General features: G+C 62.0%; 6 protein-coding genes. 3 read left to right on the top strand and 3 right to left on the bottom strand.

Annotation, left to right across the window (positions count from 1 at the left end; translation table 11 throughout):
* Positions 1-363 precede the first annotated feature (363 nt).
* Positions 364-1797, top strand: a complete 1434-nt coding sequence (locus tag SK803_RS16090; RefSeq protein ID WP_319966802.1) for a hypothetical protein — start codon at positions 364-366, stop codon at positions 1795-1797.
* A 170-nt stretch (positions 1798-1967) separates the two neighbouring features.
* Here the strand turns inward: SK803_RS16090 and SK803_RS16085 are convergent, their stop codons facing one another.
* The 3 genes from SK803_RS16085 to SK803_RS16075 all read right to left on the bottom strand — a co-directional run bounded on the left by SK803_RS16085 (position 1968) and on the right by SK803_RS16075 (position 7968).
* The gene (locus SK803_RS16085) at positions 1968-5606 is read right to left on the bottom strand and encodes an NACHT domain-containing protein (protein ID WP_319966801.1); all 3639 of its coding nucleotides are present in this window, start codon (positions 5604-5606) and stop codon (positions 1968-1970) included.
* Positions 5607-6076: 470 nt separating this feature from the next.
* Positions 6077-6508 carry a hypothetical protein gene (locus SK803_RS16080; RefSeq protein ID WP_319966800.1) on the bottom strand — a complete coding sequence of 144 codons (432 nt, stop codon included), beginning with the start codon at positions 6506-6508 and terminating at the stop codon, positions 6077-6079.
* A gap of 233 nt (positions 6509-6741) precedes the next feature.
* Complete coding sequence (locus SK803_RS16075) at positions 6742-7968, bottom strand: hypothetical protein (RefSeq protein ID WP_319966799.1); 1227 nt, start codon at positions 7966-7968, stop codon at positions 6742-6744.
* A gap of 373 nt (positions 7969-8341) precedes the next feature.
* Here SK803_RS16075 and SK803_RS16070 point away from each other — a divergent pair, with 373 nt between their 5' ends.
* Both SK803_RS16070 and SK803_RS16065 read left to right on the top strand, forming a co-directional pair.
* Positions 8342-11410: a hypothetical protein gene (locus SK803_RS16070; protein ID WP_319966798.1), complete on the top strand. Its 3069-nt coding sequence runs from the start codon at positions 8342-8344 to the stop codon at positions 11408-11410.
* Between the two features lie 122 nt (positions 11411-11532).
* Positions 11533-17880 carry an ATP-binding protein gene (locus SK803_RS16065; protein WP_319966797.1) on the top strand — a complete coding sequence of 2116 codons (6348 nt, stop codon included), beginning with the start codon at positions 11533-11535 and terminating at the stop codon, positions 17878-17880.
* The last annotated feature ends 321 nt before the right edge of the window (positions 17881-18201 follow it).

The following is an 18201-nucleotide window of genomic DNA, read 5'->3' as shown; positions in this document are numbered from 1 at the left end:
GTTCGATGTGAGAGTCGTTAGAGCGATCGCTGCGGACCGTCGCGCTCTGGAAGCGGACGACGCCGTGGTCTGTGTCGTTGGCAGGTGACCAGGTTCGCCAGCGGCAACAACCTGGTGTGTGTCGCGGCATTGTGAGGTCCGTAGGGCGTCGACGAAATGCCGCCTGCCCAGGGGAACCGTGTTGACCTTGCATGAGTTGCGTGATGAGACTCGGCATCCTTGCGGGCTCGCCTGTGGATCTGCAGGTCGTAGTCGTATCCGCCTTGCGCGGATCTCACACAATCGGGTGAAGGTTATCGGTTGGGTTGGTAGAGGGCGTATCGAAGGCGGGAACTGTCAGACCTCGCCGATACGTTCCCGTCCATGAACCACTGGATGGCCTACAGCGCGCCGACGCGTCCGAAGGTGCATGGGATGCCGGAAGCAACGGCTGGCCACATGTCAATCTGGACAAAGGCTGGTCCTGGCGCCCGAACCGCATGGGATCGCGAGGCGCGAGTTGGCGATCGGGTTGCGTTGATGCGGTTCCAGCACGCCGTCTTCAGGTCGTCCTACACACCCGGCATCGTTGCTCTCGGGGAGATCGTGTTGATCGAACACCCCGAGGAGCCTCGTACTGGGAGCACTGTGACGGTCCGGTACGACAGGTTCTTCTTCGACCGCCCGGTTCCGCCACATCGCCTTGGCGCGAGTCCAGCGTTTGGCGGCTTTCGTTTCAACTCGCCGCACTCATTCGTGGGAAGTACCCCAAGACAGCTCACAGCTGAGCAGTGGGAGGCGATCGAACGCGAATCCTCTCGCGGCCGTGTGTTGCGGCGCAACCGCTGGGATCTCGAACCGGGAGCCGCAGTGGTGCTGTCCGAACTCGTGGATCGCTACGGTGCCCAGTTTGCGGCTGCCGACCGGTGGGGTGTCTACGAGAACGGTGCGTTCTACCGTCGTGGTTCTCTGGGGGACAGCCGTACACCCGTCACCGTGGAGCGCAGCCGCTTGACGCCCAACGTCTTTGTGTTCGCGGATCCGACGTTGCGGAACGCGCAGTGGAATGAAGACGGGAGAGCCCTGGAAGTACGAGTAGAGTCCAGACTTGGATCCCTCCTGTGCAGCCACATCGAAACGGGCTGCGGTATTAGAGTCTTCGCGGTCACCTCGTCTGACGGATCCACGATGCGCTACATAGGGCAGTTCGTCATTGATCAGCAGACCGCGATCGAAGCAGAGCCCCGCAAGAGCAACGCGCCCGGCCGGTGCTACAGGTTGTTGCCTCTGGGCAAGGTCAGCGACGATTCGGCACTGCACCCGCGGATCGTGGGCCGCCAGTATGAGCAGCCGTCCAGCGGTCAGACCTCCAGCGAGTCAAACATCGTCCGGACGATCTCGAGGGAGAAGCTGGGGCACGCGAACCGGATGCACTCCCTGCTCCAGAACCAGCTGGCGAGCTTCGTGAAGGAACAAGGCCTTCAGCCACTCTCGCCGACCACCTCGGATGCTCCCTTCGATATTGCGTTCTGGTTGAACGACCGCTTGGTTCTTTGTGAGGTCAAGAGTTTGCCTGTCACTAGCGAGGTCGATCAGCTGCGATACGGCTTGGGGCAGCTCCTCGAGTACGCGCATGACTACATGTGCCGCGGTGACGAGGTGCAGCCCGTGTTGTACGTCGAGCGCCGTCCGTCCGACCGCCGCTGGGAGATGATCTGTTCTCTCAACGGGGTCGTGCTGGCATGGCCGGAGGAGCGAGGCCGAATCCTCGCAAGTGAGATCAGCACGAGGCAAGAGTTTCTGGGTAGCTGTGGCTGACCGGGACATGCGGGCCTATGCACTACAGGGGTGTTCACCTCGGTAGGAGATCAACGGCTGGAACTCGCTGGCACTAATTAGCGTGACCGTGTCAGTGCGTGCGATCGGTTGCCTCGTGGCCTGCCCGGCTTGAACCCCGTCGGTTCCTCGGACCCACATATGTCTTGACGCTACGTGGTTCCTACGGCTCGACGAGGTGGGATGACCTCATCGTGGACGGCTGATCCCGCATGGGTCCAGCCTGCGTCGCCAGGCAGATGGATGTGCAAGCTGGTGCGGGTGACCATCCCTGGAAACGGGTCGCGTCGACCTGAGATGCCGGATCGGCGTTCCTGGAAGGTTACTCGCCCGAGCGCGAGCCCAGTGGACCGCAAGGCATCGTGGAAGATGTCAGCCCGGACAACCAGGGCAGCGTCTCCGTGATCGTAGACATCTGGAGCGAATGCGATCACCTGGTTGTTCTCGCCATAGACGGCACCGTCCAGGGGGCGGGCACCGGGCGCCATGAGATCGAGTACACCGGCGCTGGGCAGTGTGACCGAAACGGTGTGATGCAATGAGCAGTCGTAGATAGAGCCTTCCCAGACGTAGCGGTCCGCTGCCAACAGAACGGATGCGTTGACGCCTGAGTCAGTGGTCCAGCCGCCGCGGTCTTCGCGCTCTGCGACCAAATCAGCGAAGGCCGGCTGGTCGGGGAACTCCCCGAGAAACGGGCCGTCGGTGAAGTCTTGGCTGTACGAGTGCGGTTGATACCGCTTGGGAGGGACTTGAAGTGCTGTGGCCACGTCAGACTGCTTGATCAACACGCTCCGGTGAACGATGCCATGGTCCGCCCATCGGCCTGAAGCTATTCCCTTGGTACGGCCGTAGAGATCCCAGTACCACGCGACCGTGCCGTGCAGCAGGATCCAGTTGGAGTCGTCAGTGATGGCAAGGGCTTTGCCGGCAGCGGTGTGCGCGACGAAGTGACCAGGCAGAGAGACGATGTCCGTGGTGTCCAACAACGCGGACTGGTCGGCAACCCAAGCGCATTGACTGTCCAAAGTTGACAGATCGGGGGCTGACGGCGTTGGCAGTGGTAGCCACCAGGCCGTGGTTTGCTCGTCGCTGTGAGGGTTGCTGGCATCTTCTGGGTTTCCAGCAAGCAAGTGCGAAGGATCGAGGTCACGCACGAAGGGGATCTGAGCGGCGTGCGTGAAGGTGGGCTGATCTTGTCCCTCTCGCCGCAGATGATAGGTGTCGGCCAGGCGTGCCAGCGCTTCATGCCATGACTGCCACTGGTACTTCTTGCCAACTCGTTCGCGCTTGTGTGAGGAACGTCCGCTGGACCGGGAGCCATCGAGCTCCTGGTCGATCTTCCCAAAACGCTCAGGAGTCCATCCGCGGTCGACAACGCCAACGAACACAAACCTGCACACGAGGTCGGTGTCGAACGACGCATCATCAAGGCGAGGCTGCTTCTTCTCCTGGGAGTCGAGCGACTCGGCGTACGCAACGAGATCGGTCAGCTGAGCGTGGAGTGGATGCGTTTCTGGCAGGGCTTCAATGAGCCTGTCTACCATGCTTGTCTGCTCGGGCTCAGCTGCCGCCTGCGCGGGGTCTGGAGAGTCTGGAATGGAGGTAACTCGTCCGTCCAGCAGGCGGGTGTTGAACGGAAAGCTGTAAGGGTGGTCGGTGCCGATGACGTATCGGGCGAAGTCGCCGTCTTCCAGCACACTGAGGTGTATCGACGCCCACAGCGACCCCTCGCGGCCCATCCTGTCCTTGTCGAAAAGGGGATAGGCGGCTTCGAGATCCTGCGTAGAAGGCACGTCGCGGCCAGGCCAAGGACTCGACCACGGCCCTGACGCGGCGCACCACTGCACGTCGGACACCACCTTGCGCTGATGCGCAAGTCGGACCGTGTTGCGCGCGTAGTCGCGAAGGAGGATGTGAACCGGCGGATCGCCGTTCCCGAAGACCGTGTCGAGAAGGGCCGTCGCGACACTCCGCAGTTGGTCGTCTGGTAGCCCACGCAGTGCGACGCCATAAGCCACAGCACAGACTCGTTCCAGCACATAGACATCGTCGACCGCGATCGCGCTCTGCAGCAGTGAAGTCAACACGTACGGATGGAAGACGGACAATTTGATCAAACGTCGTGTCGCTTGGTCGCGCAGGAATCGGTCTGAGCTCGTGAAGGCCCACATTAGAGTGGAAGCCACCGCGAGCGCGGAGTCAGGTGACACGCGACCGAGCAGTTGGTCGTCCTCAACCTCCACCCAATGCAGTAGCTGGCCGTACGGGGTGGGGCGCCTAGGACGGCCCGCGGTGGCAGCGGTCCATGTCATGTCCCGCCGATACATCGGCAATGCGGTCAACGTTGCGGTCAGCCAATGATGATCGAGCCTGTGGCCGGGGCTACAGCCAAGCGCGATGGCAACTCGCGCGGCACGATCCGCAGCAGGCCTGACCTCACCGAGCAACGTCTCTTCCATGAGTTCGACAGCGGCATCCGTGATCGCGTCCTTGTCGCGTAGCAACAAGGACTGGATCACTCTCTCAGGCAGCCTAGGTCCGACTTCTGGCGACGCGCAGCTCGCCAGTGCGGTTAACTCCAGACCAGCCTGCTGCGGAAGCAGCACGGCCAGCGCATCGATGGTGCTCTCACCCGCGGACAGAGTCGATACGATCTGGCCGAGGGCCTCAATGTCAAAGCTGTCTCTACCTCGAGCCTCGTCGAGAAGGCCCTGAGCGATCAGATGATCTGCTAGTCGCTCGTAGGCGAATCGCACCACCGGTACAAGTTCATGCGAAGAGCCGCTGCCTCTGACGACATCCTCGATGATGATTCGTTCGCTGATCAACGCGGCGAAGAGTGACTTCGAATGGCCTCCGGCGGTCGTCAAGACCTGCTGTGTCACCTGCTTCGCCTCGTCTCGGCTCAGCCACCGCTGGCCCGCCTCCCGCATTGATCGAGCCAGCGCCATGCATGCCTTGAAGACAACTGGATCAACCGGATCAACATCGAGACGCGCTCGGACCAGTTGATCCATCGCGGCTAGATACCGGGTAATCACGCCGGGAAGGCTTGGGGCGGTGGCTGTCAACAGCGCCGGCTGCAGTTGTGCCGTACGGCAGTACAAGTCGAGGAACAGCGGCTCACGAAACTCCGGGAGCAACAGTGGTGCTGCCGGCCCGATGAGACCGTAGAAGCGGAAGAACGCGGCCACTGCGTCGTACTCGATCCCCGCGAATCCATCGTGGATCACCGAGCATGAGGCAGATCGAACAGGCTCAGGAACGCACGCTTCAAGAGCGACGGTACGAACGCTCAGGACGACGCCGATCGACTCGAAACGGCCCACGCGCTCCAGGAAGCTAGCCAGATGTGCAGGCCAGATCAGCCTGCCTTCCCCTTCGTTGAGCGCGTCGACCATCAGCAGCGCCCGTCGCCCGGATGCCTTCGCGCGAGCGCTCAGGGCTGTCAAGAACTGCTCAGCGGTGCCGGGCCAGTCCAGCTGTGCCAGGATCTGAGACCAGGGCTCGCTTGGATTCAAGAGCGTGTGCCCGAGTACCAGCACAGCGGGTTGATCTTCGTCCAGTGCTGTCGAGAGCGTCTCTGCCAGTAGGTGGCTCTTGCCTCGGCCCGCTTCGCCGCTGATCACGAGAACACTGTTGTTCCATGCAGCGGCTACGTCTCCGTCAATCCACTCGGTTGCGCGTTGCAATTCCGACCAGCAGTCATCGAGCGCTTCACGTACCTTGTCAGAACGATCGTCTCTTGTGGACAGATCAAGAGCGGTCGACAGCTCTTCGATGACTGTCAAGAACTGCTCACACCGCTCGCGCCACTGGGCAATTGGTAAGACACCGTCGACAGCTACGGCGTCTACGTCCGTGCGCAAGCTAGCGAGCTCTAGCCCGGCTGCGTGGATCCTGCCTGCTTCCACCGAGAGGCTATGGGCAAAGGCAAGATGACTCTGTGCTCGACGGACGTAGCTGCGAAGCGGAGACAATGAGGATGCGCGGCGAGCGAAGCCGCTCGTCACACGACCCAACGGCACATTGACATTGAGCGCACGTCGGTAACGCGGCTCCAGCAGACGCAGAGCCTCCTCTGTACGTGTCTTGAACCACTCAGATGTGAGCTCTGGTAGCGGTGTGCCCTGGTAGATCGACAGCGATCCCAATACACCGATAGCTGGCCCCGAACCTGTGGAGTTCACGCCGCCGTTGATCCTGACTGATTCAGCGGCCTGGGAGAGAGCGGGGGAGGACGTAGCCGACGCAGGCTTCCCTACTCCTGCGTCGGCCGGGAAGGGTCCGGAGCTCCCGTCGGCCCGGCCGGAGCCGGCGTGATGTTGAAGCCATCGCCCGTGACTGCCCCGATCACGATGCCCGAACCTGTGCCGTGGACGCCTTGCTCGATGATCACTCCGCGATCACCGGCCGAGCGGTCGCCGGTTGATGGCTCAACTGGAGCTTCGTCTGAGGCAGATCGCTCTGCTGCCTCCTCCGAAGCCGGCCTTGCCCACGTCCACCGCGCCAAGAACACCGCTCCAGGCACGAGAACAACGACGATCGCTGCGAGCCAGCTCAACCCTTCCACCACGTTCCGCACCGGATGCTGGTCTTTTGGCAGCCACACCAACAGTCCGAACCGGGCTGTGATGAACGCTATGGCGGCGACACCAGCCACGATCAGACCCACCCGCCGCACGCGGTCCATGGCCACCTCTCGTTCTACCTGCACAGGAGTTTTCGCAGTATCTCGCTTCGCTCCGTGCTTGCGTTACTCGTCGCAACGCGCAGTCCACCGCCACTGCTACCGGACACTAGCAATTGTCAGCTGGAGTGCCCGGCCGAGGAGTCGGGCAAGATCTTCGACAAACCGAGCGAGGTCCTCGGTCTTTGCGCCACTGAGGAGCGTCATCACCTTTGGGAGCGAGTGGTCACCGTGCATCACCGCGTTGCGCATCCGGTATGCCTCCTCGAGGAACCGCTTGACGGCTTCCCTCCGGACTCCCAGCACAGGGTCGTCAGCCAACAACCGTCCCGCTGCTGCAGCCGCGGACGCGCCCTTTTGTTCTCCTTTGATCTTGCCTCGCTTGACGAACAGGGCTTCAGAGCAGATGTTGAAGTCGATGAGTCGATGAGTCGATCTTCGGGCAAGAACCTCGAGCCAGCGAAGACGAATCGCCGCAAGGCAACCCGCAACGATCGATCTCGCGCGATCGCGGGTGCCGCCAGCATCTGGTATACGCTGCGCACCGCATCGACGTGCTCTTCGGTCAGAAGCAGAGTTGGACGGCTAATGTCCGCGGCATCAACCGGCGACAGGGCGGCGCTGCCTTCGATGTCAAGAGGGAAGTCGTCGTCGTGTTGAGCATGAATCGGGCGGGTGGCCATCACCGATCCGCCGCACACCACGCGCAGGGCGGTGACCAGCCTTTGTGTAGGCTCCTCCAAGCATGGGAAATTGGGGGCCTTGGGAGACTCTGGCATTCCCTGTTTGTACGAACGGATTGGATATGCCTGCTCCTTCGCGACGGTCCACTGGTGGAAGCGGGAGACCTGGACGCTGTTGGAGCCCGTGCCGAACTCTGCTGGTACGGCGAGCACCTGGATTGCCCGGCTTATCTGTCGGTCGCTCATCGGGCGCAGAACCACACCGTCGGGTAGAACGATTTCGGCCATGCTCGATGTGAAGCCGTTGAGCGGTATGAACTCGACGAACCGGACGGTGTCGCCGAGCAAACCTGCTTCGAGCCTGTTGTAGTGCAGGTCGAACACCGTCTCGTCGAACAGGTAGGCGCGGGTGGTGATGACCATTGGTTCAAGCAGGTGCTCGACCAGGAGCCGGTCGAGCCGACGCTGTTTTAGGGAGAACTCGACGCCGACCATCGTGTCGACGCGGGCGCTCAAGATTGGGTCGCCGTCGATCGCGCTCCGTACCGCAGCCATCTCGGTGAACGTGTCTAGCCAGTTGACCTTGGTGACGCCGTTGGGCATGTGCCAGCCTTCAGGCCGCAATGCAACGAAAGACTCCTGACCGTGCCGCCACCACTGCCGGGAGTCTGGGATCGCATCGACCTCGGGGGCGGTGTCGCGCTTCGCCAGATCCGTCAGCGCTGCCTTGGTCAACGAGGCGATAGCCTCGCGAACCTGCGGCCTCTGCGATGTCTGCATCAAACTGATCCCAACGGTCGAGTCCTGCCCGCTGAGGACCCTTCTGATGCGAGCCCATCAGGATTCCATAAATTGATCTGCGCGCAAGTGAGTTCGGCGTATCTGGATCGCCGTGTTGATGGTCGCGGAGTCACCTGACCGGCATTGCCCTTCTGTTGATCCTTCGTTGGTTTGGCTGAGCCGGTACCACAACGCCGCTGCGAAGACGGCCGGCATCTGACACGTTGGTGTTGTTCAGGTTGCTCGTGGCCTCGTCGACTATGTTGTGGCATCACAGCGCGTTCTCGCTGGTATGGGCGGGCCACTGCGGCTGCTCGGTACGTCAGCCGATCCCAGGGTGGCGGACCGGCTGAGTCAGGCTGAGGTGAGGTGTGTGGCGACTCCGGTTCAGATCGCCAAGGTGATCAAGAGCGCGCTTGATGACCTCGACGGGGAAAATGATCACCACGCGTTCGAGCAGCTGTGTCGAGAGCTGGCAAGACGGCGGATTGCCAGCAACGTCAGGACGGCGACGGGGCCTGTATCTGCGGGTGGTGACCAGGGGCGTGACTTTGAGACCTTCCGTACTTACTTGGCCGACGAACTGCCCTTCGCCATTGGGTTCGTGGCGTTGGCATCTCGTGACGTCGTGGTCTTCGCCTGCACCATCCAGCAGGACGACCTCAAGTCCAAGTTCAAGAGCGACATCAACGCTATCTGTACCCAAGGAACTCAGGTCGACAGAGTTTGCCTGTTCGCCACGGGCAAGGTCTCCACACGCGTGCGGCACGACGTCGAGAACTGGGCAAAAGGCGAACACGGGATTGCTCTCGAAATATTCGACCGGTTCGTGGTCGCCGAATGGCTCGCTGAACCGGACCTGTACTGGATCGCGCAGGAATATTTGCACCTACCGGCTGAACTTGCCCCGCAGGTTGAAGACAGCGAGCCAGTCCTCCCCGAGTGGTATGTCGAGCTGCGCGCGGATTGGCAAGCCGTGGACCGCCAGCCATCCAACATCGGTGACATGTTTGACTTGCGACGGGGGCTACGGCACGCGGTTCCGCCGGGTCCAGCACGGGTGGATCTCGATGGCTGGCTAACGTTGATGACCCGGCTCGCCGAGTGCACTCCCGATGCTGATGCGCGCTTGCATGCGATCTACGAGATCGTTTGCGCCCGGTGCCGCGGAGTTGCAGACCTTCGTCCAGCGGAGTCGTTGATCCGCAGCTTCATGACGGACGTCGAGCTGAGCGAAGATCCAAGCCTGTTGTTCGACGCCAGCGTGCTCGTCCAGTTCTGCGTCATAGCAGTCGGTTACGGCCACAGCGATCTTGCCCCTGACGAGGTGCTTGGTTGGGTACCGCAGCTGCGCCGTCAGGTCGATCGCCTTCTGGGCCGTGAGTGGGGTTCGAATACTCGAGCCGGTCTGCTGCAGGTTGCGGTGCACCTGGCGCTGCACGTCGACTTTTCGGATGCCGAGTTCAACGGCAGCGCGACGTTGGCAGAGATCGACGAGCGATACGAAGCGATCACTGGAGCGATAGAGTCCGGCACGCTGCATGGGTTCTTCGATAGGGACCCCAATGTGTCCCTTGTGGATCTCGATGGTGGGATGCAGCGTCTGCTTGAGCTAGTTGAGTTGCTTCCACATGCGCCCGTCTATCCGATCGACGCACTGAGTACGGTAATCGAGATCCACACTCCTGTCCTCCGGGATCATCCGCTCTACCGGCAGGTGTGCGACGGGCTAGACGATGCTGTCAGGCGTCAAGAGGGAGATGCAGCTGTCGGTGACAGGTGCCGGCAACGAGCCACCTCGCTGCTCCGGGCCGACCGGCTGCTAGAAGCCCTACGTGAGTTTCATCAGACCAAGGTCAAGTGGTTTCACGGGGACACGTACTACGGTGCTGTGCGAGCCATCGCGAACATCGTCGACATCTACAGCGCGTTGGGCATGTACCTGGCTGCCAAGAAGTACGCCTTGGCTATGGGCTATCTTGCTCACAGCAGTCCCGATCGATCCGACCGTGAGTTCGTTCCGATGGCCTTGTTCTCGGCAGCCAACATGGACCACCTCGCGGGAGCGTGGATCAGCTCGGCACGGTTGGCGGCGATCGCTGGTCAAGTCCATCTTCAGTTGGCGCCGGATGCGGGGAACCTCGAGCGCCACAAGTACGTGACAGAAGCGATGAAGTTCCAGGCCTTCACGACTGTGATCGCCGAGCAGACGCGACCAGAGTTCATGCCGGCCCTCCGAGACATCCTTGAGCACAGCCTCTTCGAGGGGCTGATCCGTCCAACTGAGACCCATGACTCGGCGCCGCGAACCGAGCAGCAGTGGACTGACTGGTTGTCGGATCGAGCTGGCGCACCTTTTAGCGATGTTGGTGCAGAGCGCACGATCACGTTCTGTTCCCTGGGAGTGCGATGGACGGTGCACTGCCAGAACGAGCAGAGCACAGTCCTGGCAACGGAAGATTTCACGGCGATCCTGCAGATCCTGCTCGTAGAGTTCGCCTCGCTCGATCCGGTGCTCATCCCACAAGACGTAGATGTCGAGGTCCGTATCTACCAAGCGACAGACCCACCTGAACGTGACCACTACACCCGACTCGATAGTGAGCTACGGCGATGGCTGCTCCTGCTGCCCGATGCTCCCCAAACTGACTCAGGAGTCGAGACAGGGCAGAGCCAAGCTCTCCACCTTGCGTTCCAGGTCCTGATAGGTAACTCCCTACTCGACCAAGAGCAGTTCAGCCACCTCATGGACGAAGCGGCCCGAAACGGTCTGTTCCACAACCTGGAGATCGGTCGCCCCTACCAGGAACTCGCTCGGCTGCACACGGAGCCCACCCCGCCGCTGAGCGACTCCGCATACCGGCCGCTCGCGAATCCCGAGCGGCCGAACCCTCGAGCCGGTTCCTCACATCTGCGACCATGCACTGGGCTCGGACCTGGCTACACAGAGGAGAAGGCGCACGCGATCCTCAGCGATCGCTATGACGTCCTGCCTCGGCCTGTTCGCCACACTTTGCCCGAGCTCCTCGATGACGAACGAGTACGCGCTCTGTTCCTTGATCTCCGTGCTCAAGGCTGGAAAGACTGGCATCTGTTGTGCGTCGTCATGAACCTCACCGTGCAGGCCCGGATCGAGTCTCGTCATGGACCGCTCACGGCCGGCCTCGCAGGCCAGCTCAAGGATGAGATCTTCGATGAGGCGCTGCGCGACGAACAACTTGATGATCTATACCTGCCAGCCGAGAAGGTTACCCGTGAGGCCATGGAGATCGGGATACGCAGCGTTGCCATGAGCAGTCTGCGTAGGTGGGGACTGGAGCTACATCACGGAACTGCGATCGCTGACCCGGTAGTCGAGGTGCTCAATGAGCGTTATGGCTTCTGGACTTACGACATACCCCACGCAGATCCGTTCCACGGCAGGCTCGCCGCAGACAGCTGAAACGTTCAGTCGCCAATCGCGCCGTTCGCGGTCGACCGGCTCTCACAACAGAGGCCTCCGCGCGGAGGCCTCTGAGCGTCTCGTGTGCCGTGGAGCACACACCAATCAACTAATCTAGGTCGATGCCCAGCCTCCAGGCGGCCCATCGCGGGTACGAGTACCAGGACTTGCTATCTGCTAGCCGCCTGGTTGACCTCGTACTGGGGACTGTTTCCGCTGCATACGTCGATGTCAAGCAAGTCGGAGACGATCGATTCGACGATCTCACCATCGTCACCACCGATGGCCGTCGTGAACGTACGCAGTTCAAGCACACTGACAACGACGACAAGCCGTTGGCGGTAGAGACCTTCACGACCGACGGACGCGACTTGCGGATCGATCGTCTTGTAGCGGCGGCGGTTGCAGACAGGGACGGCCCAGGCAGCAGCGCTGCTGATCTTGCGTTTCGTGTCGTCCTTCGGGATACCGGGCCTGTACATGAGGCACTGACCGCTGTCATGGTGCTCGCCGATCCTGATCCAGGTCCTTTCGTGGCTGGCATGAGGACACAGCGACTACGGTTCGACGTCGACCGGCTGTGGCCGCTAGAGCTACCTCAGGAAGTGGCTACAGGAGCGGGTCGCGACCGGTTCGCATTCCTTCGCTCCGGGCCGAAGGCCGTTGACCGGGGAGACTTGGCGTGGCTGTGCGCGCGACTTGTCATCGAAGTCGAGGCGCCTAGATCGAGCGGGATCATGGTGGATCCCGGCCCGGCCGAGCGGATTCTCTTGACGAGGGTCCGCGCCGAGATCGGTGCGGAGTCGTATCCGAACGCAGGTCGGTCGGCTGAGGATGTGGCGGAAGCATTCGCGACCTTCGCACGGCAAGCGCGGCAAGGGATCAGCATGCCAACAGCCGCAGGCATGCTGCAGCGCGCGCAGCTCAGACGAGACTTCGGGGCAGTATCCAGAGCGCACCCCGTTGACCGCTCGCTCGAAGTCGCCCGCCCCAGGACTGTGGCAGACATCCAGACGGCGGCGCAGCGAGCCGCGTCAGAGGGCGTTCCCTTGGTGCTCACCGGGTCTCCAGGTCAGGGTAAGTCCTGGGCATGTGACCAGCTTGTCCGGGACTTGATCTCGGCCAGATGGCTAGTCGCCGAGCACTACTGCTATCTCAACGACACGCACGACGAGCGCGATGAGCGTGTGCAGGCTGAGACTGTCTTTGGCAGTTTGCTGGGGCGGTTGGCAGAAGCTGATCCGAGCTTGGTCGATAGCCAACGGCCGCGGTATGCCGCTGATGATGTGGCGTTGACCAACGCCGTTTCACGCTCCGTTCAATTCAATCCTGACCGCCAGGTGGCCTTGATTGTGGACGGCCTTGATCATATCGCGCGGATTGCGCCGACCCGACCAGGCACCGATCCTTCTGCGGCGGTAGCTGCTGCCCTGGCGGCACTGGACATCCCAGCTGGGAGCGTACTGGTCGTGCTCAGTCAGCCCGGCGAACACCTTGTGCCGCTTCAAAACGCTGGTGCTCACGTAGTTGAGATCCCAACCCTGACTGGAGCGGAACTAGGCGCGTTGGCAGCGAATCTCGGTCTGGTCAGCGGTCCGGAGACCATCAACCCGATCGTTGAGGAGCAGCAGGCTGATGGCTTCCTATCTGCGCTAGGAGAACGGTCCCGCGGTAATGCTCTATATGCCACTTATCTTTGTCGGGAGATCATGGCGCGTCCCGATGCCGAGGCTGATCCGGAAGCCGTCCTTCGCGCTCTTCCTCCGTTCGACGGCACGTTGGAGAACTACTACACCCACCTGGCAGCCGTCCTCGGACCAGGTTTGGGTGTTGCAGATGTTGTTGGCCTGCTTGACTTTCCGGTCAGCCGCGCGGAGCTAGCAGAGATCAGGCCGGATCTTGCTCACTGGCTGGATGACGCGCTCGCCACCCTCGCTCCCGTCCTGGCCGAGCGAGCTACTCAGGGCGGTCTGCGGGTCTACCACGAGTCGTTTGCCCGCTTTCTGCGTCGGCGTATGGAGGCCACTCCAGGTGTACTGACGGCCAACATCCGATTCGTCGTTGAGTGGCTCGATGCACGCGGCTTCTACCGCGATGAGCGGGCGTTCCGGTTCCTGCTGCCAATGCTGGCAGCCGTCGGGCGCGACAGTGAGGTACTCGACCTGGTCGATGTTGACTTTGCCTTCAACGCGATCGCCGGCGGACATCCAGCATCGGCGATCGCAGCCAACCTCGCGGTCGCGACCAGCTGCGCTGGACGGGAAGGAAACCTGCCCGCGCTGAGTCGGTGCGTTGAGCTGGCCCGCGCGGCGGAGTCCTTTGAGGACGAACGCCTCGACTCCGTCGCTGTGGACTACATTGACGTGCCGATGGCCCTGCTCGGGCGCGAAGAATTTGCCAGTCGGCTCATGTTCGACGGCAAGATCGCAGTACCCGCGCGAGCCGGGATACAACTGTGCGCCGCCATCGATGCGGCGGGTGTGGTCGCTCCTTGGCGAGATTACCTGCCCGCCTTCGCGAAGTGGCAGGAAAGCAACACAACGGACTATGGGAGTGAGTCCAGCCGAGCAGTTGCCTTGTCTTGGGTACGAGGACAACTGCGGCAAGTGTCGACCGGTGCCACTCCCGTGCAGACGCAACGCGATCGCATCGCGCGCTTTCTCAACGACACCGATCTCCTCCCGGACGATGTCATCCCCATCGTTGCCGATGTGATCGGTATCGAGCCCACCTCAGAACTGGTCGACCATCTGGAAAGTCCCGCGGCCGCGGCGCTCGCCCTCGCTGAGGTAGCTCGTCACTCAACCGACCCGCGCGCCAGCAGACTCCTCGCACGGCTAGTACCACTCGCGACGCAGCAGCACCTGCCGGGCAACGCCCATCGCCTGATCGGGCTCGGCGCTACACCTGAGAGCATCGACACATCGTCCGTCAGCGAAATGCGAGCTTCGCTGATGACACTCACCCAGGACGTAACGAGTCCGAACGCCCTCCACGACGAGGATACGGTTCCAACCTGGCTCGACCGGTGCGCGGTTGCTGCGCGCCGTGACCCGACCATCCTTCCGACTGTTGAAGGCATGCTTGACGGAGAAGGGTGGTACCGGTGCTGGCTGCGATTTGCGTTGGCGTTGGTAGAGACGGAAGCAGCAGTAGGCGACCAGGCGCAGCGCGCACTCAAGGCTCTCCGTTACCTCGCTGGCGACCTGAACCCGTTTGCAGGTAAGCCACGGGCTTGCGACCTTTACCCGATTCATGGCCACATCGAGGAGACCGTCTGTCGTGCAGTAGCCATGCTGGACGACGCCGCTTGGCCGGTAGCCCTGACCATCCTCCACGAGGTCACCGAAGGCGTAGGGGTTTCGTTGCGCGGGCAGGACGCCGGCCCCATCACGCCGGACTTTCTGCTCACACTCGCGATTGACGCGACAACTACGCCGTCTCGTCGGCCCGCTACGCAGATGCTGATCGACAAGGCTCTCGTTGAAGGTGGTGGACGTCGCTACTACTCAACTTTGGCTGAGTATCGGCTCATGGCGGCACGCTTCGCCCTCGACGGTGGAGACCGTAGCCAAGCAGAGAACTTCTGGAACGAAGCCTGCCGCCTGATGACTGCGTACGGTTTTCACAAGGACATCACGATCTACGAGGTCCTCGATCCACTTCCAAACTTGATCTCTGCTGATCCAGCTCAAGCTCGGATACGGCTAGCACAGGTACAAGCGACCTGCGAGCGTGTCGTGCTCCACACCGACGGCAAGAGCACGCGGAGTGCGTGGATCCAGTGGTGGACTTTTCTCGCCCAGGCTGACCCTGCTGCGCTTACGCAACTGGTCGTGCCAGCACTTCTGAAACGCTCTGGTCGTGTGTACGACCTCTACAACGGCGCTCTCGAAGATCTGTGGCGATCCTGGCACCGTCTCGCTGATCCGATCATCGCAGGCGCATTGAGGTTGGCACTGTCTATGCCGCTAGACAAGGCCGATCTGGCTATGGCGGAACAGCTCGCCAGCATCACCGACGGCTCCGGCGCGGATCTTCCTGGGCGGCTACTCACCCTTCTTGCGGCTCGCGCCGACGAACGTCCACTCCGCCATCCGTACAGCAACAACGATGAGTTGATCGCCGAGGACAACGCCCTGGTGAAGTCGATCAACATCGTTGCGGCCTTGGCCAACGTTCCGCAGATCTGCGTCTTCGCCGCAACCGACGAGAACTCAGATCAGCACTCAGCTCGCAGCGCACGGCCGCCGGCATCATCCGCGGACATCCAACAGATCGCTGTCAGCGGATTTCCCGACGGCGCAGTAGGTATTGCTCGTGCCATCCGCACCTGGAGACGTCGCCCTTACGAGCCGAACACCCCAGACTGGGCACCAGAGCGATTCGCCAACATCATCGGCTACCGGCTGATTGAGCTCGCTGAAGGCGGAGCAGAGCAGGATGCAGAAGCTGCGCTTCATACCCTGGCCGGAGCCCTTGGGCTGCTTGATCGCAGTGGCCTGCTGACCTCTCTCGGCGAAGGACTGAAGCGCCACGGCCAGAATCGCCTCGCCGCCACAGCCTTCGCGTTGGCGTGGACCCGCACACGTGGGAACGACGGCTGGATGAACTTCGGCGGCGAAACCGAGTTGGACTCGCTTCGTCACGCGACGCAGCTTGACGCAGACACCGCATGGAGAACCGTCGCTTCCGAGGTCACCCGAGTCGTTGCAGGCAGCCATCATGGCTCCCGCGGCGTCAGTCAAGCGTTGATCCACGCCAGTCTCGCGGGCGGTCTAACAACGCACGAATCGCCGCACGCTGCTGCCTTTGCCGCCTGGGACGAGGCACACGCAGTGATCGCTCTTCGAACACCAAGGTTGGCGGACACGGACGACCCGGACGAGCCCTACACAGCACCTCCGCAGAGCATGACAGCAAACCCAACCGGCGAGATCAACCTCGTGTTCAGCGAAGCCATCCTTGGCGCAATGGCACATCCTGGGCAAGAAAACCGTCAGCGTGCGCTCGTGGCTCTCGAGATTGCCCTTCGGCATCACCCTGAGACCATGGCGACGGCACTGGCGGCTGCCTTGCCCGCTCTGGACGATCCTGCATTGCTGTCGTGGCTGCTCGCAGTGGTCATGGCCGTCGAAGAGGCCCAGCCAGCCGTCTCGAACCTATGCCACGAGGCTCTCCAACGACACGCGAAGGGCCCGTACCTGACCGTGCGAGCGCTCGCTTCGCGACTCCTAGGAGATGACGCTCCCCCACCGCCCGTTGCGGCACCCGACACTGCTCTTCTCTCCACCGCAACGTTGTGGACGCCTGGCGTAAATGAGCCAGCCAACGAGGAGGCAGCGGGATTGGTCGGCGCAATGGCTGGCCACAGGCTAATCGCAGCCGAGGAACTGCTGCCCAACCTCAGCCACGCCGTGATTGCGCGCGTTGATACTGCGCTTGCGGACCCAGAACGCATGAAGAAGCTCGAGCGAGAGGCACAGGACCTTGCTGATCGCAGACACAAACGATGGGCTGACGCGTTCAGCGGCCGCCGAACTCTTGTGGAAGACGCTCTTCAACGAGCCGCATCAGGCGGACGCTCTGCCCTCCTATCTGATGGGAGACCTCCCACGGACCCTCGCGCGTGGGAGTACGCGCTGGCAGGTGTCCTTTTGGACGACCCCTCGCTGTGCTTGGCCGTCGAGTGCACTCGACGGCCCCGCCCAAGCCTCATGGCTCCGCCGGAAGCCAGAGACCCGATTTGGACTCGGGCACGTGCCGTTGCGGAGCCCACGAGCCAACATCAAGGCGCTGCAGACCAGGATCTGGTAATCACGGTGGGGGCACCTTCGCTCGACGAGTCGTGCGACACCATCAGCGCGGGTCGCTACCGCTACTGGAAGATCATCGCCTCGGCCGAGGAACACACAATACTGCCGATTTGGCCAGACAGGAGCGACCTTCTACGTCAATCAGGTCGCGACCGTGCCCTAGAACTTCGGCGACCCAACGATTCAGCGGGGCTCCACAGCAGGCCCTTTGCAGGGGACACCACAGGAAACTGGTTCACTCACACGCCACCACTGCTAGGTCAAGTCGCACCCGACAGAAGCCTTCCGTTGATTGGAATCGACCTTCACGGCGGCTTTCTAGCTGACACGCCGTACAGCCTTGGCATGCACAGCCCGCTGCTCGTACCGACCCTGCTACTGATGCAGGTACTCAGAGTGCAGCCTTCGGAGGAACCATTCGTACTTCACGACAACTCCGGCCCGGCATTGGCCATGATCACGTGGCGCAGTCACTACGAGACTAGCGATTACCACCTGCCGTGGAAGCGCGCACGGGGTACGGCACTGATGGTAAGTCCCGAAGCGTTCGACAGGCTCGTAACTTGGGGTCAGACGAACCTTGTTATACGAGAGGTAGTTCACGGAGACTCTTCGTTCGTCAGCACCGCAGATTCAACGTCCAGGGCAACGTGACCTCATTGGACAGGGCAGAGCGAAATCTCCGGGGAGGTGACCTTCTGCGCGGATGTCCACAGTGGACGTGGGTTCGAAGACAGCCACTCAGGACTGGATTCCTCGGTCCTTGCCGTTTGGCCGTTGTCGATGTCGCAGGTCCAGGTGATGCGCCCCAGCGGTAGCGAGGACGAACGACCTGGAGGTGCGGCGAGCAACGGCCAGGCTCGGGCACGAGGAAGGCGTAGTGGTGTCGAGATTCACCGACATCGATCACGCTCGCGGCGCGCCGGCAGTGATGCTGCAATCCGCGAAGAGGCGGTGCCGAGATTCGCGGACACA

This window comes from Lentzea miocenica (assembly GCF_033949945.1).
GTDB classification, from domain to species: Bacteria; Actinomycetota; Actinomycetes; order Mycobacteriales; family Pseudonocardiaceae; genus Lentzea; species Lentzea miocenica.
The sequence above is the reverse complement of the archived record's forward strand: the minus strand, read 5'-3'. Positions and strand labels throughout refer to the sequence as shown.

Excerpts from the sequence above, each read along its gene's own strand:
- SK803_RS16090 (WP_319966802.1), top strand. The coding sequence starts at position 364 with ATGAACCACTGGATGGCCTACAGCGCGCCGACGCGTCCGAAGGTGCAT.
- SK803_RS16080 (WP_319966800.1), bottom strand. The coding sequence starts at position 6,508 with ATGGACCGCGTGCGGCGGGTGGGTCTGATCGTGGCTGGTGTCGCCGCC.
- SK803_RS16075 (WP_319966799.1), bottom strand. The coding sequence starts at position 7,968 with ATGCAGACATCGCAGAGGCCGCAGGTTCGCGAGGCTATCGCCTCGTTG.
- SK803_RS16065 (WP_319966797.1), top strand. The coding sequence starts at position 11,533 with ATGCCCAGCCTCCAGGCGGCCCATCGCGGGTACGAGTACCAGGACTTG.